The sequence below is a fragment of the Pantoea sp. At-9b genome (assembly GCF_000175935.2).
In the GTDB taxonomy this organism is placed as follows: domain Bacteria; phylum Pseudomonadota; class Gammaproteobacteria; order Enterobacterales; family Enterobacteriaceae; genus Pantoea.
Genome location: NC_014837.1, coordinates 2,743,242 through 2,764,217, shown reverse-complemented (window position 1 = coordinate 2,764,217; position 20,976 = coordinate 2,743,242). Strand labels below are relative to the sequence as shown.

The window sequence follows — 20,976 nt, the reverse complement described above, 5'->3', positions numbered from 1 at the left end:
TTTCAGTCATAGTGCGCAGAACAGAAGTATGGCTAATGACGGGCAATTACTGACGCTTAATTTCTTTACCTCACCCTCTGTTGCCGGGTTGACGACAGAGTAGGGAGGAACGGTACCGCGACAGGCAAAAAAAAAGCAGCCTTTGCAGGCTGCTCTTTCTTCGAATTTGGCTCCTCTGACTGGACTCGAACCAGTGACATACGGATTAACAGTCCGCCGTTCTACCGACTGAACTACAGAGGAATCGTTTGAACGGGGCGCATAGTAACGAGCGGGCTGCGCCTTGTCAAAGCCCTTTTGCACAAATTGTTCTGACTGCTGAATAAAGCAGCATCCTCTTAGGCTGGCAGAGAAAAATCCCGATCATGGTCAGTCAGCGAAATGGAATACAAAATCCAGAAAGAAGAAAAATGGCTGGATGAATTGTGATGCTCATCACTAACTATATGAAATATTACATTCTGATTTGTCGGTTTTGTCAGATTCATCGCAGGCATGATCACAGATATTTCATTTGGCCGTTGTGGCTGCACAGGGTGAAATTTATATTCCGTATCACTTCTTCTGTGAACCCAGGATGTGCAGTATGAACAAAGTCAGAATCGGAATGATTGGCAGTGGTTACATCGGTCGTTGTCATGCTATCGCCTATGCGCAGGCACCCACGGTGTTTGCCCTGAAAGGGGAAATCGTGCGTGAGATGCTGGCGGAGGTTAACCCGGAGCTGGCTGCCAAACAGGCGGCAACGTTTGGTTTCGCGCGTTCAACTGGCGACTGGCGTGAGTTGGTCCGCGATCCCAACATCGATGTGGTGGATATCTGTGCCCCAAACTTCCTGCACAAGGAGATGGCGCTGGAAGCCATTCGCAATGGTAAGCATGTCTATTCCGAAAAGCCGCTGTCGCTCTCTGTCGCCGACGCAGAAGAGATGGTCCAGGCTGCACAGCAGGCCGGGGTCAAAACGCTGGTGGGCTTCAACTATATGAAAAACCCCACCAGCCAGCTGGCACACGAAATTATCGCCCGTGGCGAAATCGGTGAGGTGGTGCATTTCTACGGCACGCACAACGAAGATTATCTGGCCAAAGCGACCACGCCACTGGACTGGCACTGCCAGAAAGCGCTGGCAGGGCTGGGTGCACTTGGCGATCTCGCGGCGCATATCGTTAATATGGCGCACTATCTGGTGGGCGATATCGAAGAAGTCAGCGGGGATATGATGACGGTGATTAAACAGCGCCCGGACCCGAAAGATCCCAGCCGTCTGTTGCCGGTAGAAAACGAAGATCAGGCCAGCGCGCTGCTGCGTTTCAAAAATGGTGCGCACGGCGTATTTGAAACCTCACGTATCGCCTGCGGCAGTAAAATGGGGCTGACCTATGTGGTAACGGGCACCAAAGGGACGTTGCGCTATACCCAGGAGCGAATGGCGGAGCTGGAACTGTACATCCACGATGATCCGGCCGGACGTCAGGGCTTTAAAACCATCCTCACCGGCCCGGCGCACCCGGATTATGCCAACTTCTGCGTTTCTGCCGGACATGGCATTGGCTTTAACGATCAGAAAACCGTTGAGATTCGCGATTTGATTAACGGCATCGCCGCTGGCGATCGCATGTGGCCGGACTTTGCCGAAGGATTACAGGTGCAGAAGGTGCTGGAAGCGGTAGCAGTGTCTGCCGCAGAACGCCGCTGGATGACGGTGTAATATTCTGCGTTTCGTCGCGGTGCGATTAATCGCGCCGCGACGAAGCCATCTGCCACCACAACTTATCCAGCGCGTAATAGCGGTCGCGCTCCATCTCCGGTTGACACAGATCCCGTTTCCACGGTTTCGCCAGAATATAATGCAGATTCTTCACCTCATCGGCGTGCCACATCTGTGGATGCTGAAAGGGCAAGGTTTTCAAGGCATTGTAGATGTAAGGCAAGGGTAACCAGCGCCCGGCAAACACTTCATTCAGCAAATCCTGTTCGGAAAACGGATAACGGCGCAGATCGTCAATCGCCGTAACTTTCTCCTGCAACTGGCGGAATACCGCCTCGTCGGGCTTGAGCACTAAAAAACCGCCATTGAGATACAGGTCCAGATTAGCCGGGGCGGGTTGTTGGCGTTCCTGCCAGGTGTAGTGGCAATGCTCTGGCTGCCAACTGGCGGGATAGCTGGCAATCTGATTCGGATTACAGCGGCAGGCATGGCAGGCGGCGAGGGCATAATCACCCAAATCGAGGGTGAAGAGTTCATCCATATTGCGCAGTACCAGCATATCCGCATCGAGAAACACCACGCGCTCACAACCGGTTAATTCCCAGACACGCAGCTTGCTCCATACCTCGCCAAACTGCGCCGAGGCATAGTGCTGTGCCAGATCGTTACGTGGCATCAAGGGAACCACTGGGTGGATGACGCAGCCGTCGGCCTGCAAGGCTTCGCGCGTGCTCTGATTAATCGCGTCAGTGACCATCACCACCAGCGGCCAGCGACTGCCGCTTTTCTTCAGTGAGCGATGCAGGGTTTTTACCCCGACCAGGTAATCGGGTTGTGTTAATAAAGTGACCCAGGCAAACATACTTTCCTCTCGTCAGGCTTAATCGAAAAGGGCGGTAACGTAGTCATTGCTGAAACGGTGTTGGGGATCGAGCTGCTGGCGCACGGCACGAAACGCCTCCCACTGTGGGTAGATAGCACGCCAGTGATAACGTTGTGCATCGTAATATTTCCCCCAATGCGGGCGACCGCCCTCGGCAGCGAGCAGTTTTTCCACTTCGGTGAGAAAATGCAGCCCTTCCTGCGACAATGAGCCGTCATCGGCGTAATACACCACGAAACCAAAAAAGCAGGTGGCCTGTTGCGAGGCCGGGCTGAGCCACGCCGACGATGGCCCGGTACAGCGCAAAATGATCGGATAATGCATATGCGGATGATTGGCCGCGTACCAGCTCTTTATTTTGTCGATGATATGCGGGGTACGTGCCAGCGGAACACCAATCTCCACATTGATCTGCGGCACCGCGATGCCGCGGCAAAATAACTGATAAATATCGCCGCTGATGTCGGTGAAGTCGCGAAAACGCGTCACGGTGCGGAATTGTTTGCCGCCTTTGCCGTGGATCTGCGTATCCCGATGCATCTGCGCCAGTGTCTGTTCGATGGTTTCATTCAGGCTGCTGTCGGTCTCGTCGCCATGCTCAATCACTTCACGCTGGTTGGCGTAATAACGTTGTTGATCGTCTACGTTAGCCTCTTCGGCATTCCACACATGCAGCAGATTGTCGTCAACGAACCACCAGGCTTTGCTCAGTTCATATTGTTGATTCCACGCCAGCAAATCCTGCCCGAGATTATCAGCCGGAACGGCATATTTGTGGCAGGTAAACAGGCGAAAAGGGCGGGTGCGTAACGTAACGGCGGTAATAATGCCTAATGCGCCCAGCCCCACCTGCGCGGCGGGAAAATCGGCATCATCACGGGTAAACTCACGCAGGCTGCCATCTGCCAGCACCATGCGGATGCGTAGCGCTTCGTCTGCCAGTGAACTTTGATCCAGACCCTGGCCGTGGGTGCCGGTCGACATCGCACCTGCCAGCGTTTGTACCGCAATCACGCCAGGTGAGGAGGCCAGCATGCGATCCATCCCGGTCAGGGTGGCATAGATCTGCGCCAGTGGCGTGCCGGCTGCAAAGGTTACGCTCCCTTCATCGACAGCGAGTACCCCCTGCATGGCACTGAGATCCAACAGCAAATCCTCCGCACCGACATTCAGCATTCTGCCGGGTGACAGGCGGCTGCCGAGCACGCGCACTTTGCCGCCAGACTGGCGCAGGATCTGTTGTAATTCAGCTTCATGGGTGGGTCGATGTAACTGGGTACGCAGGCCGACGATGCTGTTTTGTGCCCAGTTCCACAGGCGGCTTTCGTTATCGATATTGGCGGTGTGACGTAACGGATAAAGGTGGGCGTCTTTCACTACGGCGTTCCTTAGTCTGAGGTCTGTGATGGTCCCATTGCCTCACTAAAGCGTAGACCATCACAGCGTAGCCGCAGACTAGGGCGCTTTGCGGATGTAGCGGAGTGTGGCGGTAACAGCCAGTTGGCGATTACGGCGAATACTCTCCTCTTCGGTGTTATCCGGGCTAAACAGCGCATTAAAGGTATAGCGGTTGGACACATGATGGACACAGATACTGCTGATTAAGCGGTGCACATCGATGGTATTGATGTCGGTAATAAACACGCCCTGCTGTTGTCCGCGTGACAAAATATCCTCCAGCAGGTCGAGGGCACTTTTATTCAGCGCCTTGATGCGTTCCGACTGGGTGATATAGCGCCCGCGCAGCAAGTTTTCGGTACAAACCAGCCGCATAAAATCCGGGTGCGAAACGTGGTAATCGAAGCTGGCCTCGACCAGTTTGATCATTGCTTCTTCCGGGGCCATTGCTGCGAGGTTCAACCCGGTTTCATGTTGACGAATCGCCTGATAAACCTGCTCCAGCACTTCGATATACAACTTCTCTTTATTAACGAAGTGATACACCACCATACGTTTGGTGGTCTGAGCATGCTCGGCGATTTGCTCCAGCCGCGCGCCCTGCATACCGAATTCGGCAAAGGTCTTCAGTGCGCCAGCGAGGATGCGTTTTTTTAGCCCTTCAGGGTCATTTTTACGTTTGGTCGTTTCTGACATAGTGCTCAATAACAAGGTGCAAAAGGAAGATGTTAGCACAGCATGACGCGTGATAATGCAGCGCTGTGCGCTTTATATGCTTTTTGTGAATAACAATTCTGAAATCGAGATTAAGCGATAATAAGGTGCTGCGTATACTGCGCTGATTCCCGGCCTGTGAGCCGGGCCATACGTGCCCGATGCAGGATTCGCTATGACACTACTCTTTCCCGATGACATTTCATTATCGCGCCGTGCGGTCAGTGATGCGGCAGACATTGTGCACCGTTCACCGCTGGTGGTTAACGTAAGCGATCTTTCGCGGACGTTTGGTGCAACTCATGCGCTGCGTAAGGTCTCTCTGTCCGTCAATCAGGGTGAAATCCTCGGCATTATTGGCCGCAGCGGTGCCGGAAAATCCACGCTGATTCGTTGTCTTAACGGCCTGGAACAGCCGGACGAAGGAGTGATTGAAATTGAAGGGCGCGCCATCAACGGCTTATCGGAAAAAAACCTGCAAGCGGTGCGCAGTCGGGTTGGCATGGTGTTTCAGCACTTCAATTTGCTGTCAGCGAAAACCGTGGCGCAAAACGTGGCTTTGCCACTGAAAATTGCCGGCGTGGCTAAAGCGCAACGCCAGCAACGTGTTGCCGAGCTATTGCAACTGGTGGGGCTGTCGGACAAAGCAGATCACTACCCAGCGGCATTGTCGGGCGGGCAAAAACAACGAGTGGGCATTGCCCGTGCACTGGCAGCGGAGCCGGCATTGCTGCTGTGTGACGAGGCGACATCGGCGCTTGATCCTGAAACCACCCGATCCATTCTGGCGCTACTGAAATCGCTCAATCAACAGCTCGGCATTACCATTCTGTTGATCACCCATGAAATGGAGGTGATCAAATCCGTCGCCCATCGGGTGGCGGTGATCGATGCCGGTGAAATCATTGAAAGCGGGCCGGTGTGGCAGGTGTTCGCCCATCCGCAAACCCCGCTGACACAAACCTTGCTGCGCGGTCTGTTGCCACAGCTGCCGGAAAATCTGGTGGCGCGTCTCCAGCAACAGCCCGCCGATGAAGCGATTTATCGTGTCAATTTTGCCGGTGAGGACGCCCAGGGGGATTTGCTGACGCGGCTGGCAACGCACTGGCCGGGCGCGTTCCGCTTGTTGCAGGGTGGGGTCGACCATATTCAGCACTACGCCGTAGTGCGCTTCTTTATTGCGCTGCCGCAGGCACAGCAGCAACCCGTCATCAGCTGGCTGCAATTGCAGCAGGCGCAAGTGGAGTTAATTGGCTATGTCACCGGTAATGATTGATTTAATGCTTAACGCCATTGGCGAAACCTTGTTGATGACGCTGGTATCAGGCTTGTTTTCACTGATTGCCGGACTGCCATTGGGGTTGATTTTGGTGGTGACCAGCCCTGGTGGCATTGCCGAGCACCGGTTGGTGAATCGGCTACTCGGGATCATTATCAACGGTTTTCGATCCTTACCGTTCATTATTCTGCTGGTGGCGCTGATCCCCTTTACCCGTTTTCTGGTTGGCACGTCGTTAGGGACCTGGGCAGCAATTGTTCCGCTCTCCATCACCGCAACGCCTTATTTTGCCCGTGTCGCCGAAGTGTCATTGCGTGAGGTGGATCGCGGGCTGATCGATGCCGTGCGTGCGATGGGAGCCAGTAAGATGCGTATCGTCTGGGAAGTGCTGGTGCCGGAAGCGCTACCGGGCATTCTGGCAGGATTCGTTGTTACATTGGTGGCGCTGGTCGGGGCATCCGCGATGGCCGGGGCAATTGGTGCCGGAGGCTTAGGCGACCTCGCGATTCGTTATGGCTATCAGCGGTTTGAAACTAATGTGATGCTGGCGGTGATCGCGGTGTTGATCATTCTGGTGTGTGGTATTCAATGGCTGGGCGATCGTTTGGTCGCTAAAGTGGATAAACGCCGTTAGTGACGATTTCCCTGTAATGGCGCGATTTATCGCGCCATTTTTTTATCTTTCTTCCGTTCATTCCTGCCTGAACCATCCATTCATTTCATTCCCTTCACATTCATGTCGGGCGTTTCTGTCTAAGAGACAGGGCGAAATTCTGCACCTTACAGACTAAATAGCCGCTTCGTAATGTTTTGTAAGTATAAAAACCTGACCTGTCGTACTTAACCCAAATTGAGTAAACACTTCCTCAATCAGTGCCACTTTGTTTGTGAAATTTTATGAATTTTAATGGATGATTTTTCATCTTTAGTGGCAATTTTCTTATGAATTTTATGTTTTTTTGAGAGGATTCTGATTTCACCTGTGCAAAACGAGGTTAATTTCCATTAAATATATTTGTTAAGTATTGTTTATGAATGTTTCCAGGAATACCGCACGTTGATATTTTGTCAGGCTTATGTAAACCTTTGCCGGATGTTTACACATGGATGATGATTTATGCTCACGAGCGGGTTTTGCCAGGCTCGTGCGGTAGCTATGATGCTATCGGTTGATCTTAACTCATTGATTTAGATCGATTGCGATCCATGTTGCTCGCGATTAATATTCGTCACGACTTTTGCACCCTGATTGAGCGGTTTCATTAGGCAGGGTGGATTTCAGACCAGGAATGTCATAAGTAAATCTTGTGTACGCTGCTTTACCCTCTTTGAGTTGCAAATATTGATCACTTTGGTGAATGTTTTGCTTGCGACTCACTAGCCCCCTCCTGGTCTTGCGCTCCCTTTTATTGCATCTGAAATACTTAATTGGAACTGATCAATTTTCTGTTGATATTGGGTCTATTGGTTCCAGTAAAGATTGTGGTCAATTTTTCAAATGGTCCTGAATGTATCGGTACGCCCTGTATTCAGTGATTTATTTTGCTAACAACCGGCCAATGGCCATTTTTTAGAGATTAATGGAACTAAACATGAAGAAAATGGTGAATCTCCGCATTGCGTTAAGCCTGCTGTTTGTCTTTGCTGTTGCAGGTTGTAAAGCGCCACCGCAAATCACTGATGACACCCTGGTAACCAGCACTGTTGACGGTGTGGCGTTGGTCCACCGCCATGCTGTCGCTCCGCCTGCGCAGTTCAGCCCCATCAACGATACCTATCGTGCGCTCTACCCGACCTCGGTTATGACGCGCCCTGACTATGGCGGCAAAGTGGTGACCACGCTGAAAACCGGTGAAACCTACACCGTACTCGGCATGGTAGAGAACAATTGGCTGGCGATCGGCGAACAGCCGCAGGAGGCGCAAGCCGCCCCGGCGGAGGGACAAAAAACTGCCGATGCGCCAGCCGCAGCCACGCCAGCCGCAGCCCAGCTCACCGGTTATGTGCCGTTCCGTGCGCTGGTGAAAAGCGATCTGTACGATCAAACCCTGAAAGCTGACCAACCGAAACGCCGCGTGCGTAGTGCGAAGAAAAAGACCTGCGTCTCGGTTGATGGCGACAGCAAAGCCTGCCAGAACGGTAACAGCGGAACCTGGATCATCAACTAAGTGCGTTGAACATGGAGGGACAGGTGATGTTGCTAAGTCGCCTGAGAAAGTGGTGTTTGCCGCTGTTCGCCTTGCTACTGGCCGCATGCAGTAGCGGGCAGACCTCAGTGGCGCGTTACAACCTGCATTTCCAGGCGCATCCGCAGATCAATGCGGGTGCGCCGCTCAAAGTTCGAGTGATGTTATTAACCTCTGACGCCGCATTTATGTCTGCGGATTTCTATTCGCTGCAAAACCAGCCAGCCACGGTGCTGGGCAGTTCACTGTTGAACAATCAAGAGCTCTTCCTGCGGGCAGGGCAGCTTAGCAACACGCTCAGTGGCAAGAGCCTGGCGGAAGCGCGCTTCATCGGCATCATGGCCGAATATCAGACGTTGGATGGCAAAGTCTGGCGTCTGGCGCTGCCCTTCCCGGATGGGGATGACAGTGCGTTCTGGCAGTTCTGGAAAAGTAATGATGGCGAGCTGGATGCCAACATCGTTGCCGATATCAACGGCCTGCGCCTGGTTAAGCAGTAAAGGATGATTATGAACAGAGCCGAAAAGGTGGTGTGGACGGAAGGTATGTTTCTGCGCCCACATCACTTCCAGCAGTCGGAAAATTTTCTACACAGTACCTTACGTGAATGGGGTCAGTCCCAGCGCGTCTACACCTGGGGATTTTTTGACGTTGAGTTTGACGAGGCGTTGTTGCGTCAGGGCAAGCTGGCCTTAAATGCGGCCAGCGGCTGCCTGCCAGATGGCACTTTTTTTGCCTTCAGCCAGCCTCAGCAGGGACCGGCTCCGTTGGATCTGCCAGACAATGTCGATCGGGCCAAAGTGGTGCTGGCAATCCCGACGCGGCGCAATGGCCGCGAGGCCGTGACCTTTCAGGATTCGCAGGACTCGCTGGCACGTTATCTGGCTTGGGAAAGTGAGGTGGAGGATGACAACGCACTGGCGGTCGGTGCGGCCACGGTTCAATTCGGTAAATTGCGCCTGCGCCTGATGCTGGAGCAGGATCTCACCGCAGAATGGACGGCGATGGGGGTGGCGCGCGTGGTGGAAAAGCGCAGCGATAATCACCTGCGTCTCGACAGCGATTACATCCCGCCGATGCTTACCCTGACCGGGAGTCACGGGCTGCAAAGTATGATGAACGACCTGCATGGCCTGATCCAGCAACGCAGTCAGCAACTGAGTCAGCGCACGCCGGGCACCGGCCGTTTTAACAGCGCCGATATGGTCGACTTCATGCTGCTGGCCTTGTTAAACCGGCAGTTGGGTCTGCATGCACATCTGCAAAGCTTACCGTTACTGCATCCTGAATCCCTGTTTAGCCACTGGCTGCAACTGGCGTCAGAGCTGTGCACCTGGTCACCCGCCCGCACGCCAGATGTCTTCCCGCGTTATGACCATGACGATCTGCATGGCTGCTTTACGCGATTGACCTTACAACTGCGCCAGGCCTTGTCGCAGGTGATGGAGGAGAGCGCCATTCAACTGCCACTGACCCAGCGTTCGCATGGGTTGAATGTGGCAACGGTGCCGGAAAGCAGCATGGTGCGCGAGTTTGGCTTCGTGCTGGCGGTAAAAGCCAGCGTACCTGCCGAGGCGTTAAAAACCCATTTCCCGGCGCAGATGAAAGTCGCGCCTGTCACCAAAATTCGCGATCTGGTGCAACTTCAGTTGCCAGGCCTGTCGCTGATCGCCATGCCGGGTGCGCCACCGCAAATCCCGTGGCATGCCGGCTACAGCTACTTTGAACTGGATAAAAACAGTGAGCTGTGGAAGGAGATGGAGCGATCAGGCGCCTTTGCGCTTCATCTCGCCGGAGAATTTCCAGGCCTGAATATGGAGTTCTGGGCCATTCGCAGTCAGTCAGAATAATCAAAACTGAGCACGCATGATGCAGCCACAACAGAAACCGAATAGCGATGCCGCACAGCCCGATGTTAGCCACCAGAATGTGTTGGTGGCGGCGGCCAACCCGCTGATTAACGCCATCCCGCAGATCCGGCACTCCGTTTCCCATGACGATCCCGCGCGTCTGCGTCAGCAATTGATTGATCAGATCCGTCACTTTGAACTGAGTTGTCAGCAGTCGGGCCTGAGTTATGAAGTGATCATTGGTGCGCGTTACTGCCTGTGCACCGCGCTGGATGAAGCCGCCGCACTGACGCCCTGGGGCAGTCGTGGCGTCTGGACCAGCAACGGTTTGCTGGTCACTTTTCACAATGAAACCTGGGGCGGGGAGAAGTTTTTCCAGTTGCTGGCCAAACTGTCGCAGAATCCGCGTCAGCATATCCTGTTGCTGGAATTGATCTACTTTTGCCTGCTGCTCGGTTTTGAAGGGCGCTATCGGGTGCTGGACAACGGGCGCTCGCAGCTGGAAACCATCAAACAACGACTGTTGCAGATGATCAAAAGCGTGCGCGGCAGCTATGCGGCGGCACTGTCGGTGCATCCGACCGATCAACCGGTGTTGCGCAAGTTGTGGCGTCCGATGATCCCGCTGTGGGCCTTTGCTGCGGTGGCGGCGCTCGGTGCCTGTCTGTTCTATATCATTCTTAACTGGCGGCTGGGTGATTACACCACGCCGGTACTGGCCAACATCTATCAAACCTCATTACCGGAAATGCAGATCCGTAATCCGGCACCGCCGCCGCCTGCTGCGCTTAATCTGAAAACTTTCCTCAAGCCGGAAATTGATGCCGGTCTGGTGGCGGTGCGTGATGAGGCCGATCAAAGCGTCGTGACGCTGAAAGGGGATGGCTTGTTCACCTCCGGCGCGACCACAGTGCGTGGCCGTTATGAAGCGGTTATCCAACGTATTGCGGCGGCGATGAATAACGTCAGCGGCAAGATTCTGGTGGTGGGTTACAGCGATAACGTTCCGATCCGCAGCGCCCGTTTTGCTTCCAACTATGAACTCTCCCTGGCACGCGCTCAGTCGGTTCAAACCTTGTTGCAACAGCAACTCACCCAACCGGCACGCGTGAAAGCAGAAGGGCGCGGCGAGAGCAATCCGCTGGTGCCAAATACCAGTGCCGAGAACCGTGCGCGTAACCGCCGTGTGGAGATCACGCTGCTGGTGGCACCGGATGCGACGCAAGCTGAACTTAACGGCCTGGCGAGAGGGAACTAATCCATGCTGAATCTGCTTTTTGCCGTACTGACCAGCCGCCTCGCCTGGGGTTTTGTCGGTATCACGGCGCTGTCATTTATCATCTGGGTGATTGGCCCGGTGTTCTCGATTGTCGATTCGCGGCCGCTCGAACCGGAGCAGAATCGCGTGATCAGTATTGCCTTGCTGTATCTGGTGTGGGGGTTGAGCCAGGCGATTCCTCGCCTCTACAACATGTGGCTCAACCGTAAACTGATGTCGAGCCTGGAAACCACCCCGACCGGTGAGCCTGAACAGGATCGTAAACGCCTGACCAACGAGGAGCAGGTGCTGGCGAGCCGTTTTGGCGAAGCTACGGAGATGCTGAAAAAAGCGCATTTCCAGCGTCACAACAGCAAAGGTACGCCGTTTTGGGCGCAGCGTTTCAGCCGCCAGTACCTCTATCAACTGCCGTGGTACATGATCATCGGCGCACCGGGTGCCGGAAAAACTACCGCGCTGGTCAATTCCGGTCTGCAATTCCCGCTGGCTGATAAGTTCGGTAAGGCGGCGCTGCGGGGCATTGGGGGTACGCGCAACTGCGACTGGTGGTTTACGAATGACGCGGTGCTGCTGGACACCGCCGGGCGCTACACCACCCAGGAAAGCCAACAGGAGCGCGATGCCAGCGAGTGGCACCATTTTCTGGCGTTGCTTTGCAAATACCGTGGCCGCCAGCCGATCAATGGTGTGATCGTCACCCTGAGCGTGGCGGATTTATTAAGTCAGACGCCGGAAGCCTTGCGCAATCAGGCGCTGGCCTTACGTCAGCGTCTGATGGAACTGCACGACCGTCTCGGTATTCGTTTCCCGGTCTACGTACTGGTCACCAAGGCGGATTTGTTGAAGGGGTTCCGCAGCTATTTTGCCGGGCTGGATAAAACCCAGCGCGAACAAATCTGGGGCTTCACCTTCCCCTGGGCGCAGGCGTCTACGGCAGATTTCGAACTGAGTAGCCAGTTCCAGCAGGAGTATTCGCTGCTGCAACAACGTCTGGATGCCGGGTTAGCCGATACCTTGCTGACGGAAAGCGACGCCCAGGCGCGAGCGGAAAGTTATCTGTTCCCGCAGGAGTTTGCCGCATTACGTCCGTTGCTGGCCGAAGCACTGGATACCTTATTCGCCCGCTCCGATTTTGAAACCCAGTTCGCCCCGCGCGGCATCTACTTTGCCAGTGGCACCCAGGAAGGGCTGCCGTTTGACCGCGTGATGGGGGAGTTAACCCGCGCGTTGCATTTGCCGGGACAACAGGACGGCGAATCAGGCCGCTGGGATCAGGTGGGGAAAGATGCACCAATCCCGCCGACCAAAGGGCAAAGCTTTTTCCTGAAAGACATGCTGGAAGATGTGGTATTTCAGGAGTCCGGTCTGGCAGCCAGCAATCGCTGGTGGGAACTGCGCAATCGCGCGGGATTATGGTCCGGCTATCTGGCGCTGTTGGTCATCGTGGTGATTGCTGGTGCGTTGTGGCTGACCAGTTACAGTAAAAACAAAGCATATTTGCAGGAGATGGCCGCCAAAACGCCGCAGGTTGAGCAACTTGGCGAGCAGTTGCAACGGCAGGGCAGCGGCGATTTGTTTGCGCTGGTACCGTATCTCAACACGCTGTTGCATCTGCCGGAGAGCAAAGACTTTTCATTGCAGGACCCGCCGCTGACGCATCGTATGTGGTTGTACCGTGGCACTGAAGTGAGTGACGCCAGCCAGGCACTGTACAACAAAGCGCTGAAGCAATTGTTGCTGCCACAGGTGGCGCAAAACATCACCCGCTGGCTGCGTAATGACAACGGCAGTGATGCGGATTACAGCTACGAGGCGCTGAAAGCGTATCAGATGCTGTATCAACCGAAGCATTATGATGGCAAGTTCCTGCAAGCCTGGCTGATGCTGAATATCTCGCGTGAGCTGCCGCAGAACGTGACCCAGCAGGAAGTCCAACAGCTGGCGTGGCATCTGCAACAGCTGCTGGAAACGCAAATCCAGTCCTCGCCGTATGCGCAGGATGATGCGCTGGTAAAGCGCGAGCAGGCGCTGATTAATCAGATGCCGCTATCACAGCGCGTTTACGGACGCCTGAAGCGCCTGCTACAACGTGATGGCAGCTTACCCACGGTCACCCTCGCCGCGCTCGGCGGTCCACAAAGCGAACTGGTGTTCTCACGTAAAAGCGGTAAATCGGTCAACGATGGCGTCCCCGGCCTGTATACCCCGGACGGATACTGGCAGCATGTTGATAAGCAAATTGCGCCGGTGACGCAGGCACTGTACCAGGACGATCGCTGGGTACTGGGCGGCACCACGCAGCAGGAAAACAGCCAGCAGACCGACTTAGCGGTGCGCCAGCTTTATATGCAGGATTACATTCGCCAGTGGGAACAATTCCTCAGCGATATTCAGCTCAATAACAGCGCCGACCTTGCACAGCGCATCAACACTGCCCGTCTGCTTTCTGGCAACCACTCACCGTTACGCCAGTTGGTCATCAACCTGAGCAAAGTGCTGACGCTGACGCGTGCATCAACGGATGACAAAGCGGCACAAACTGCGCCGCCAGCGTCAGACAACAGCGCCACCCGCACCTTACAGGCGTTATTCAGTGCGCCGAAGGCCAATGCGGCGCAGAGCGACGCTAACCCGGCACCGGAACAAGTGGTGGGTGCGCATTTTGCCTCGATCATCGAACTGGCGCAGCCGTTACAACAGGGCAGTAAAGTATTGGCGGTGGATGATTTTCTGCACCAGATTGACGATCTCTATCGTTACCTGACGGCGGTGCAGGATGCGGCCAACAGCGGGATGCCACCGCCATCGAGCGATGCCATCAGCCGCGTACAGGCCAGCGCAGGTCGTTTACCCGGAACGTTACAAAACATGGTCTCCAGCATGGCGGTGGGGGCCAGTTCGGACGCCCAGCGTCGCGATATGGATAACGTGCGTAAACGTATCCAGATGGAGGTGGGCAGTTTCTGCCAGCAGGCCATCGCCGGACGTTATCCGCTGGTGCGCACTGGCCGCAACGAAGTGACACCCGACGATCTGGCGCGCATGTTTGCGCCGGGAAGCGGTCTGATGGACAGCTTCTTCCGTGACAATCTGGCGAGCAAAGTCGATACCACCCACGCGGCCTGGCGTTTCACGCCGGGGATTGATGGCAAAACCTTGCCGGGTGGTGAGGCGTTGCTGCGTCCGTTCCAGCAGGCCCAGTCAATTCGCGATGCGTTCTTTACCAATGGTGCCACCACGCCATCCTTCCGCGTCACACTGCGCACGGTGAAAATGGATAACGATATCCTCACCCTGACGCTGGATGTCGATGGACAGATCCTGCGCTACAGCCATGGCCCACAGGCGGTACAGATGGTCAGTTGGCCGGGGCCTGGTGGCACCAGCCAGGTGCGTATGCAGCTTGGCTTAACCAATGGCACCACCTCCACGCTGGTCACCAGCGGTCCCTGGGCACTGAATCGCTTTTTCGATCGCGCCCGGCTGACCCCGTCCGGCGGCCTGACGCGCGAAGCCAGCTTTAACGTCGAAGGACATCAGGTCACGCTGTCGTTTACGCCCGGCAGTATTCGCAACCCGTTCCAGCTTCCCGCTTTTAGCTGCCCCTGAATCGGAGTCTTACGATGACGCAATACGCAGCACCCGGCTGGTACGGCAAACTGCCCAGTGCGGGTGATTTTGTTAAGCGGCGCTTTCCCGATAGCTTGCTACGGCAATGGTCACACTGGTTTCAGGTGGGGTTACACCACTGGCAAACCAGTGCCGAAGGGGAGAGTGCGCCTTCGCGCGCGTTTCTCAGCGCACCGGTATGGAATTTTGTCGTGCCACCGATGCTCGGTACTCAACTGGTGCAGATGGGGAGCCTGACTGCCTCACGCGACAGCGTTGGCCGCCACTATCCACTGTGCGCTCTGCGCCACTTCAGTCCAACAGAATGGTCGCCTGCCATGCTGGGCCGCGCGGGTGACTGGTATCAACAGGTCGGCAATACGTTACTGCGTGTGGTGCGCGACGGCAGCAGCCCGGAGCAGTTGGATCAGGCGCTGCTCAGCATTCCTCTGCCGCAGCCGACGGAGGGGGGAGAGTCATCAGAGATTCTGGCGATTATTGGTGAAGGGAGCAGTGTGTCGAACCTGAGCTGGCAACTGCCTGCCGACAGCTTTGACCCCCAATTTTACACCAGTTTCTGGTGGACCAATCAAAGCGACGGCTTTCCGCTCTACACCCATGTGCATAGCGGCAACTTCACCGCCCAGCTGTTTTCGTTGCTGTTTGATCCGGCAGGCGGCGCGAAGCCCGGACGAAATGGACTTTATCCCCCGATGTTTGAATCCTGAGGTGCAACCCGCATGACAATCAATCTCGATGCGTTGCTGGAGCCGATCAGCAACGACGACCCCTGCGGCGACAACCTGGAATATCACGCCGATTTCCAGGCGATGGAACAAGCCAGCGCCGGTAAAGCTGAGCAACAATTTGGTGAAACCATTATCCCGGCAGAGCCGGCTGACTGGAACCGGGTGGAAAAGCTGGCAACGGAGTTGCTGAGCCGCAGTAAAGATTTGCGCGTAATGCTGTCCCTCACCCAGGCGTGGACCCATCTTAACGGTCTGCCAGGCTATGCGCAGGGGCTGGAACTGATTGAGCAGGCGCTATTGCGCTACTGGGAACCCCTCTGGCCCCGGCTGGAAGAGGACGGCGAACAGGACCCGTTCTATCGCATCAACGCGTTGGCACTGCTTGAGGACGCGTCTACGTTAACGGCAGCGGTGCGGCAGGCCTGGCTGTTACGTCACGCCTCGGACGCCATCACGCTACGTGATGCCATCGCCCTGTGTGATGGCAGCAAAATGGAGACACCTGACTACCCGGGTGGGATGGCGCGTTTGCGCGACGAACTGGCGCAGCAGGGGCAACCTGCCGCCGCCACCTTGCAGCACATTCATCAACACCTGCAAAGCCTGCATGCGCTCCTCGCTGAACGTCTTGGTGAAAGCGCGGTGCCTGATATGGCGCAATTGCAGAAAAGTTTTGCGTTGCTGGTCAGCCTGACGCAATCCGCTGATACCGCGGAAGCACAACCTGATGTCACCGATGATCAGCACGCCGACGCGCCAGCGTCGATGGCGACCCGCCATGCACCGGACTGGCGCACAGCACAGTTAACCAGCCGCGCGGATGCCCAATTGATGCTGGAAAAGGTGAAGCAATACTTCGCCCAGCATGAGCCAAGCCATCCGGCTCCGTTAATGATTGACCGCGTACAGCGGCTGATCGAACTCGATTTTATGGACATCATCCGCGATCTGGCACCGGATGGCGTTCATCAGTTGCAAAACATCTTCGGACGCCACGACTAACGCCGCGTCCAGCGCTTCATCACGCAGTGACACCTGCGCGCCTTAACCCGCGCATCATTTATGGAGAAAATCATGGCCACAATGAAATCCAGCGGGCAGAAATTTATCGCCCGCAATCGCGCGCCCCGCGTTCAAATCGAATATGACGTGGAGATCTATGGCGCGGAACGCAAAATCCAGCTGCCGTTCGTGATGGGTGTGCTGGCAGACCTCGCTGGCAAGCCACTGGAACCGCAGGCTGCCGTCGATGACCGTAAATTCCTTGAGATCGATATTGATAACTTTGACGAGCGCATGAAGGCGATGAAACCGCGTGCGGCGTTTCAGGTTGATAACACCCTGACGGGTGAGGGCAAACTCAATGTCGAACTGACCTTCGAAAGCATGGATGACTTCTCGCCCGATGCGATTGCCCGCCACGTGGAGCCACTGAACAAGCTGCTGGAAGCACGTACCCAGCTTGCCAACCTGTTGACTTATATGGATGGCAAAAACGGTGCGGAAGAGTTGATTGGCAAAATTCTGCATGACCCGACGCTGTTGCAGGCGCTGACGCATCTGCCGAAGCAGGCCGACGTGGCAGAAGGTAAGGAGGAACAATAATGAGCGAGAAATTGCAGCAGCAGCCGCAAGGCGCATCCAGCTTCAGCCAGGATGAATTCAGCGCTCTTCTCAGCAAAGAGTTTCGTCCGAAGAACGATCAGGCACGGGAAGCGGTTGAAAACGCGGTCAAAACCCTGGCACAGCAAGCGCTGGAGAACAGCGTCACCATCTCCAACGATTCGTACCGCACTATCCAGTCACTGATCGCGGAAATTGACGAGAAATTGTCGCAGCAGGTTAACCAGATTATTCACCACCAGGAGTTCCAAAAACTGGAAAGTGCGTGGCGTGGCCTGAGTTATCTGGTGAACAACACCGAAACCGATGAGATGCTGAAAATCCGCTTTATGAGTATCTCCAAGCAGGAACTGGGACGGACCCTGAAGCGTTACAAAGGCGTTGGCTGGGATCGCAGCCCGCTGTTTAAGAAAATCTATGAGCAGGAATATGGCCAGTTTGGCGGTGAACCTTTCGGTTGCCTGGTCGGGGATTACTACTTTGACCATGGTCCACAGGATGTGGAACTGCTGGGTGAGATGGCACGTATTGGCGCAGCGGCCCACTGTCCGTTTATCACCGGTGCGGCACCGGAAGTGATGCAGATGGAATCATGGCAGGAACTGGCGAACCCACGCGATCTGACCAAGATTTTCCAGAACACCGAATATGCCGCCTGGCGCAGCCTGCGTGAGTCGGAGGATTCACGTTACCTTGGCCTGGTGATGCCACGTTTCCTTGCGCGCCTGCCATACGGTATCCGTACCAATCCGGTGGACAGTTATGATTTTGAGGAGCAAACCGATGGCTCTGATCATAACAATTACGCCTGGAGCAACGCCGCCTATGCGATGGCTGCCAACATCAACCGTTCATTTAAAGAGTATGGCTGGTGTACCTCGATCCGTGGTGTGGAGTCGGGCGGGGCGGTCGAAAACCTGCCGTGCCATACCTTCCCCAGTGACGATGGTGGTGTGGACATGAAATGTCCGACCGAGATCGCCATCAGTGACCGTCGTGAAGCTGAGCTGGCAAAAAACGGTTTTATGCCGCTGGTGCATCGTAAGAATTCGGACTTCGCGGCCTTTATTGGTGCGCAGTCACTGCAGAAACCGGCGGAATACCACGATGCTGATGCTACTGCCAATGCGCGTCTGGCGGCACGTCTGCCGTATCTGTTTGCCTGCTGCCGCTTTGCTCACTATCTGAAGTGCATCGTGCGTGACAAAATCGGCTCCTTCCGTGAGCGCGATGAGATGGAGCGCTGGCTGAACGACTGGGTGATGAACTACGTAGACGGCGACCCGGCTAACTCTTCGCAGGAAACCAAATCACGCAAACCGTTGGCCGCAGCCGAGGTTAACGTTGAGGAGCAGGAAGACAATCCGGGTTATTACGCGGCGAAATTCTTCCTGCGTCCGCATTATCAGCTGGAAGGCCTGACGGTATCGCTGCGTCTGGTGTCGAAACTGCCTTCGCTGAAGACCAATGATAAGTAACACGCGCTTTACCCAGAGAACCTGTATCACGGGTTCTCTGAACCTTTTTCTTATTCACTTTCTGTGCAATGAGAACCCCTCTGAATAAACATGTAGCAATCTATTCAGAAAACGAGGCAGAGGTAAAATATGGATGGTTTTATTCAGCCCCATGCTTTCCTGTTTGCCATAACGATGCTTTTTAAAGCAGAACGTAAATCAAGCAAGAGAAGATAATTATGGCTATTGATATGTTTTTAAAAGTTGATGGTGTGACGGGTGAATCTAAAGATTCTAACCACACCGGTTGGACCGATATTACCTCCTTTAACTGGGGCGCAACTCAACCGGGAAATATGGCGGTTGGCGGTGGCGGCGGTGCGGGTAAAGTTAATTTTAATGATCTGAATGTCAATGCGTTGATCGATAAATCCACATCCGCCATTCTGAAATATTGCGCTAATGGTAAGCACGTTACCAAAGTTGAGTTGTCCATTTGCAAAGCGGGTGGTTCTCAGGTTGAGTATGCGCGTATCACCCTTGAAGATGTACTGGTTTCCCGCGTAGATTATACCGGTGCTGATAATGGCGATACACTGAGCATGGCTTACTCATTCCAGGCCGCGAAAGTGAAACAGCAATACTGGGAGCAGAGCTCTTCCGGTGGTAAAGGTGCAGAAAGCAGCGCAGGCTGGAATATCAAGGAAAATAAAGAGGCGTAATGCGCTTTATTTATTAACTCTGCATTAATTTGTAGCGGCGCGATAAATTGCGCCGCTACAGCACCTGATACAAAGTCATTAAAGGCATTGAATTGCAAAAGGAGATTGTGATGAGCGGCAAAAGTATGATCGAACCAGGCTTCTGCGTGGTACAGCGTCCGGGAAGACTTACAGAACAGGCGATGTTTTTGTTTGGCAATCGAAATATTGCAGCCGCAAATTATTTTTTGCAATTAAATGCTGATGTTACCTGGGCAAAACCGGGGCAGATATTGATCGTGGCCGATCCTGAAGGCAACAACAATCCGACAGCGATGAATGTACTGAAGGCGGCGAAAACGACCACGAATAATAGCCTGAATCATCTTTCATCAGATGAGGCGACTTTTTTCCAGCGCCACTTTGCTTCTATCGCCGCGATCACGAATTTTATGGATAAGTCTTCTGGTCTGATTGGCGATGCCGGAGAGAAATACTTTGCTGAGATAGGCAAGAAACTGACAGCCATCGAGACGGCTTACCGTAACCAATATCTCACATCAGGTACGCTATTTGGTGAGCAGTTCTTTATCGAACGCCGCCGCCTGTTTGCTGAGCTAGAAGTATTGTTGAATAAATTCTCTCGCCTGGTATTAAGGTTGCAGCCTTACGAGAAGCTAAAACATGCGTTGAATCTCTCCAGCTCATCGATTGTGCATGATTGGGAGACTGCGGGTGTTGGCGCTATTCGTGGTTACTCCACGTATGTAGATGGGGCAGCTAAGGCTGCTAAATTTATGAAAATGGGTGGATGGGTATCGATTGGTTTTAGTGCACTGAACACGACCAACGATGTCTACAATAGCTGTACTACCGATCGTGAAAATGAATGTGCTAAGGTGGCCGTGAAAAAGTATGCAGAATTTGGTGCGAGTACAGCGGCTGGGATCTATGGGGGGATCGGTGCTGCATTAGCGCTTCGGGGGGCGTGCCTGGCAGTTGGTGCTGTTACTGGACCAGTAGGCCTCCTGACATGTACTATCGTCACTTCAGCTGCCGGGGGCTATCTGGCCGCGAAAGGTGCTGAGGTGACTGTTGGTACATTGATGGAAAAAATTTTATGAATAGGTTTGATTTTTTGTTTTATTTGTCTTTACTACTCTATTTTATTGCTTTTATCTCTCAGGTTGTTTCATACTTTATATTCAAACGTAATCAGGATAAATACGATTCGTTACTTCGCGATTTCAGACAGAGAGGTCTAAGGTTAGATCTGATTACAGATATAGCCTCTTTTCTCGGTCCAATGTTTAATGCGCATAAAATAGCTTATTTTGTCAGTCTGTATCGCGGTCAGAAAATTATCCTGGATAAAAAGAAACCGGCTAATGATGAATCCTGTGCTTTTATCAGGAGTCAACCAATGGAAAGGGTGGGATGGCTATTGTCTCTCCATAAATTAAATGTTGCTAGTTTTGCAGTTCTTTTTCTGGCGGTTGCTTTGAGTCTTATTAATCATTCCCTTCAAGGTTAATTTTTT

The 20,976-nt window shown here is 54.1% G+C and carries 19 protein-coding genes and 1 tRNA gene; 15 read left to right on the top strand and 5 right to left on the bottom strand.

Features of this window, described 5'->3' with window-relative positions; genetic code table 11:
* Positions 1–167: 167 nt before the first annotated feature.
* Positions 168–243, bottom strand: a tRNA-Asn gene (locus tag PAT9B_RS12765).
* Between the two features lie 343 nt (positions 244–586).
* On the opposite strand from PAT9B_RS12765, the gene PAT9B_RS12760 reads away from it, so the two are divergent.
* Positions 587–1,708 (top strand): Gfo/Idh/MocA family protein, encoded by a 1,122-nt coding sequence (locus PAT9B_RS12760; RefSeq protein ID WP_013509687.1) that lies wholly within the window; start codon positions 587–589, stop codon positions 1,706–1,708.
* Between the two features lie 25 nt (positions 1,709–1,733).
* Here the strand turns inward: PAT9B_RS12760 and PAT9B_RS12755 are convergent, their stop codons facing one another.
* The 3 genes from PAT9B_RS12755 to PAT9B_RS12745 all read right to left on the bottom strand — a co-directional run bounded on the left by PAT9B_RS12755 (position 1,734) and on the right by PAT9B_RS12745 (position 4,685).
* Complete coding sequence (locus PAT9B_RS12755) at positions 1,734–2,570, bottom strand: glycosyltransferase family 8 protein (protein WP_013509686.1); 837 nt, start codon at positions 2,568–2,570, stop codon at positions 1,734–1,736.
* A gap of 18 nt (positions 2,571–2,588) precedes the next feature.
* Positions 2,589–3,968, bottom strand: coding sequence for a D-arabinono-1,4-lactone oxidase (locus PAT9B_RS12750; protein ID WP_013509685.1), 1,380 nt, complete (start codon positions 3,966–3,968; stop codon positions 2,589–2,591).
* 78 nt (positions 3,969–4,046) lie between these two features.
* The gene (locus PAT9B_RS12745; protein WP_013509684.1) at positions 4,047–4,685 is read right to left on the bottom strand and encodes a TetR family transcriptional regulator; all 639 of its coding nucleotides are present in this window, start codon (positions 4,683–4,685) and stop codon (positions 4,047–4,049) included.
* 193 nt (positions 4,686–4,878) lie between these two features.
* On the opposite strand from PAT9B_RS12745, the gene PAT9B_RS12740 reads away from it, so the two are divergent.
* Complete coding sequence (locus PAT9B_RS12740) at positions 4,879–5,979, top strand: methionine ABC transporter ATP-binding protein (protein WP_013509683.1); 1,101 nt, start codon at positions 4,879–4,881, stop codon at positions 5,977–5,979.
* Entirely contained in the window at positions 5,960–6,616 is a 657-nt protein-coding gene (locus PAT9B_RS12735) for a methionine ABC transporter permease (protein ID WP_013509682.1), read from the top strand. The genes PAT9B_RS12740 and PAT9B_RS12735 overlap by 20 nt, the downstream gene beginning before the upstream one ends.
* Before the next feature lie 585 nt (positions 6,617–7,201).
* Here the strand turns inward: PAT9B_RS12735 and PAT9B_RS30935 are convergent.
* Complete coding sequence (locus tag PAT9B_RS30935) at positions 7,202–7,360, bottom strand: hypothetical protein (RefSeq protein ID WP_190274634.1); 159 nt, start codon at positions 7,358–7,360, stop codon at positions 7,202–7,204.
* 202 nt (positions 7,361–7,562) lie between these two features.
* On the opposite strand from PAT9B_RS30935, the gene PAT9B_RS12730 reads away from it, so the two are divergent.
* From PAT9B_RS12730 to PAT9B_RS12675, 12 genes are all read left to right on the top strand, one after another.
* Complete coding sequence (locus tag PAT9B_RS12730) at positions 7,563–8,150, top strand: SH3 domain-containing protein (protein ID WP_041525814.1); 588 nt, start codon at positions 7,563–7,565, stop codon at positions 8,148–8,150.
* 26 nt (positions 8,151–8,176) lie between these two features.
* Positions 8,177–8,668, top strand: a complete 492-nt coding sequence (gene tssJ, locus PAT9B_RS12725; RefSeq protein ID WP_013509680.1) for a type VI secretion system lipoprotein TssJ — start codon at positions 8,177–8,179, stop codon at positions 8,666–8,668.
* A gap of 9 nt (positions 8,669–8,677) precedes the next feature.
* Positions 8,678–10,018: a type VI secretion system baseplate subunit TssK gene (tssK, locus tag PAT9B_RS12720; RefSeq protein ID WP_013509679.1), complete on the top strand. Its 1,341-nt coding sequence runs from the start codon at positions 8,678–8,680 to the stop codon at positions 10,016–10,018.
* 16 nt (positions 10,019–10,034) lie between these two features.
* Positions 10,035–11,276, top strand: a complete 1,242-nt coding sequence (locus tag PAT9B_RS12715; RefSeq protein WP_083810313.1) for a DotU family type VI secretion system protein — start codon at positions 10,035–10,037, stop codon at positions 11,274–11,276.
* Positions 11,277–11,279: 3 nt separating this feature from the next.
* Positions 11,280–14,906, top strand: coding sequence for a type VI secretion system membrane subunit TssM (gene tssM / locus PAT9B_RS12710; protein ID WP_013509677.1), 3,627 nt, complete (start codon positions 11,280–11,282; stop codon positions 14,904–14,906).
* A 14-nt stretch (positions 14,907–14,920) separates the two neighbouring features.
* Positions 14,921–15,634: a type VI secretion system-associated protein TagF gene (gene tagF / locus PAT9B_RS12705; protein WP_013509676.1), complete on the top strand. Its 714-nt coding sequence runs from the start codon at positions 14,921–14,923 to the stop codon at positions 15,632–15,634.
* 12 nt (positions 15,635–15,646) lie between these two features.
* Entirely contained in the window at positions 15,647–16,657 is a 1,011-nt protein-coding gene (gene tssA, locus PAT9B_RS12700) for a type VI secretion system protein TssA (protein WP_013509675.1), read from the top strand.
* Between the two features lie 72 nt (positions 16,658–16,729).
* Positions 16,730–17,260: a type VI secretion system contractile sheath small subunit gene (gene tssB, locus PAT9B_RS12695; protein ID WP_013509674.1), complete on the top strand. Its 531-nt coding sequence runs from the start codon at positions 16,730–16,732 to the stop codon at positions 17,258–17,260.
* The gene (gene tssC, locus PAT9B_RS12690) at positions 17,260–18,756 is read left to right on the top strand and encodes a type VI secretion system contractile sheath large subunit (RefSeq protein WP_013509673.1); all 1,497 of its coding nucleotides are present in this window, start codon (positions 17,260–17,262) and stop codon (positions 18,754–18,756) included. Before tssB ends, tssC begins: the two co-directional genes overlap by 1 nt.
* Before the next feature lie 218 nt (positions 18,757–18,974).
* On the top strand, positions 18,975–19,457 hold the full coding sequence (locus PAT9B_RS12685; protein ID WP_013509672.1) for a type VI secretion system tube protein Hcp: 483 nt from the start codon (positions 18,975–18,977) through the stop codon (positions 19,455–19,457).
* 110 nt (positions 19,458–19,567) lie between these two features.
* On the top strand, positions 19,568–20,560 hold the full coding sequence (locus tag PAT9B_RS12680) for a hypothetical protein (protein ID WP_013509671.1): 993 nt from the start codon (positions 19,568–19,570) through the stop codon (positions 20,558–20,560).
* Entirely contained in the window at positions 20,557–20,970 is a 414-nt protein-coding gene (locus PAT9B_RS12675) for a hypothetical protein (protein ID WP_013509670.1), read from the top strand. Before PAT9B_RS12680 ends, PAT9B_RS12675 begins: the two co-directional genes overlap by 4 nt.
* Positions 20,971–20,976 lie beyond the last annotated feature (6 nt).

What these genes read in the sequence shown, in the direction of transcription:
- PAT9B_RS12760 (WP_013509687.1), top strand. Translation starts at nt 587, where the DNA reads ATGAACAAAGTCAGAATCGGAATGATTGGCAGTGGTTACATCGGTCGT.
- PAT9B_RS12755 (WP_013509686.1), bottom strand. Translation starts at nt 2,570, where the DNA reads ATGTTTGCCTGGGTCACTTTATTAACACAACCCGATTACCTGGTCGGG.
- PAT9B_RS12745 (WP_013509684.1), bottom strand. Translation starts at nt 4,685, where the DNA reads ATGTCAGAAACGACCAAACGTAAAAATGACCCTGAAGGGCTAAAAAAA.
- PAT9B_RS12740 (WP_013509683.1), top strand. Translation starts at nt 4,879, where the DNA reads ATGACACTACTCTTTCCCGATGACATTTCATTATCGCGCCGTGCGGTC.
- PAT9B_RS12735 (WP_013509682.1), top strand. Translation starts at nt 5,960, where the DNA reads ATGTCACCGGTAATGATTGATTTAATGCTTAACGCCATTGGCGAAACC.
- PAT9B_RS12730 (WP_041525814.1), top strand. Translation starts at nt 7,563, where the DNA reads ATGGAACTAAACATGAAGAAAATGGTGAATCTCCGCATTGCGTTAAGC.
- tssJ (WP_013509680.1), top strand. Translation starts at nt 8,177, where the DNA reads ATGTTGCTAAGTCGCCTGAGAAAGTGGTGTTTGCCGCTGTTCGCCTTG.
- tssK (WP_013509679.1), top strand. Translation starts at nt 8,678, where the DNA reads ATGAACAGAGCCGAAAAGGTGGTGTGGACGGAAGGTATGTTTCTGCGC.
- PAT9B_RS12715 (WP_083810313.1), top strand. Translation starts at nt 10,035, where the DNA reads ATGATGCAGCCACAACAGAAACCGAATAGCGATGCCGCACAGCCCGAT.
- tssM (WP_013509677.1), top strand. Translation starts at nt 11,280, where the DNA reads ATGCTGAATCTGCTTTTTGCCGTACTGACCAGCCGCCTCGCCTGGGGT.
- tagF (WP_013509676.1), top strand. Translation starts at nt 14,921, where the DNA reads ATGACGCAATACGCAGCACCCGGCTGGTACGGCAAACTGCCCAGTGCG.
- tssA (WP_013509675.1), top strand. Translation starts at nt 15,647, where the DNA reads ATGACAATCAATCTCGATGCGTTGCTGGAGCCGATCAGCAACGACGAC.
- tssB (WP_013509674.1), top strand. Translation starts at nt 16,730, where the DNA reads ATGGCCACAATGAAATCCAGCGGGCAGAAATTTATCGCCCGCAATCGC.
- tssC (WP_013509673.1), top strand. Translation starts at nt 17,260, where the DNA reads ATGAGCGAGAAATTGCAGCAGCAGCCGCAAGGCGCATCCAGCTTCAGC.
- PAT9B_RS12685 (WP_013509672.1), top strand. Translation starts at nt 18,975, where the DNA reads ATGGCTATTGATATGTTTTTAAAAGTTGATGGTGTGACGGGTGAATCT.
- PAT9B_RS12680 (WP_013509671.1), top strand. Translation starts at nt 19,568, where the DNA reads ATGAGCGGCAAAAGTATGATCGAACCAGGCTTCTGCGTGGTACAGCGT.
- PAT9B_RS12675 (WP_013509670.1), top strand. Translation starts at nt 20,557, where the DNA reads ATGAATAGGTTTGATTTTTTGTTTTATTTGTCTTTACTACTCTATTTT.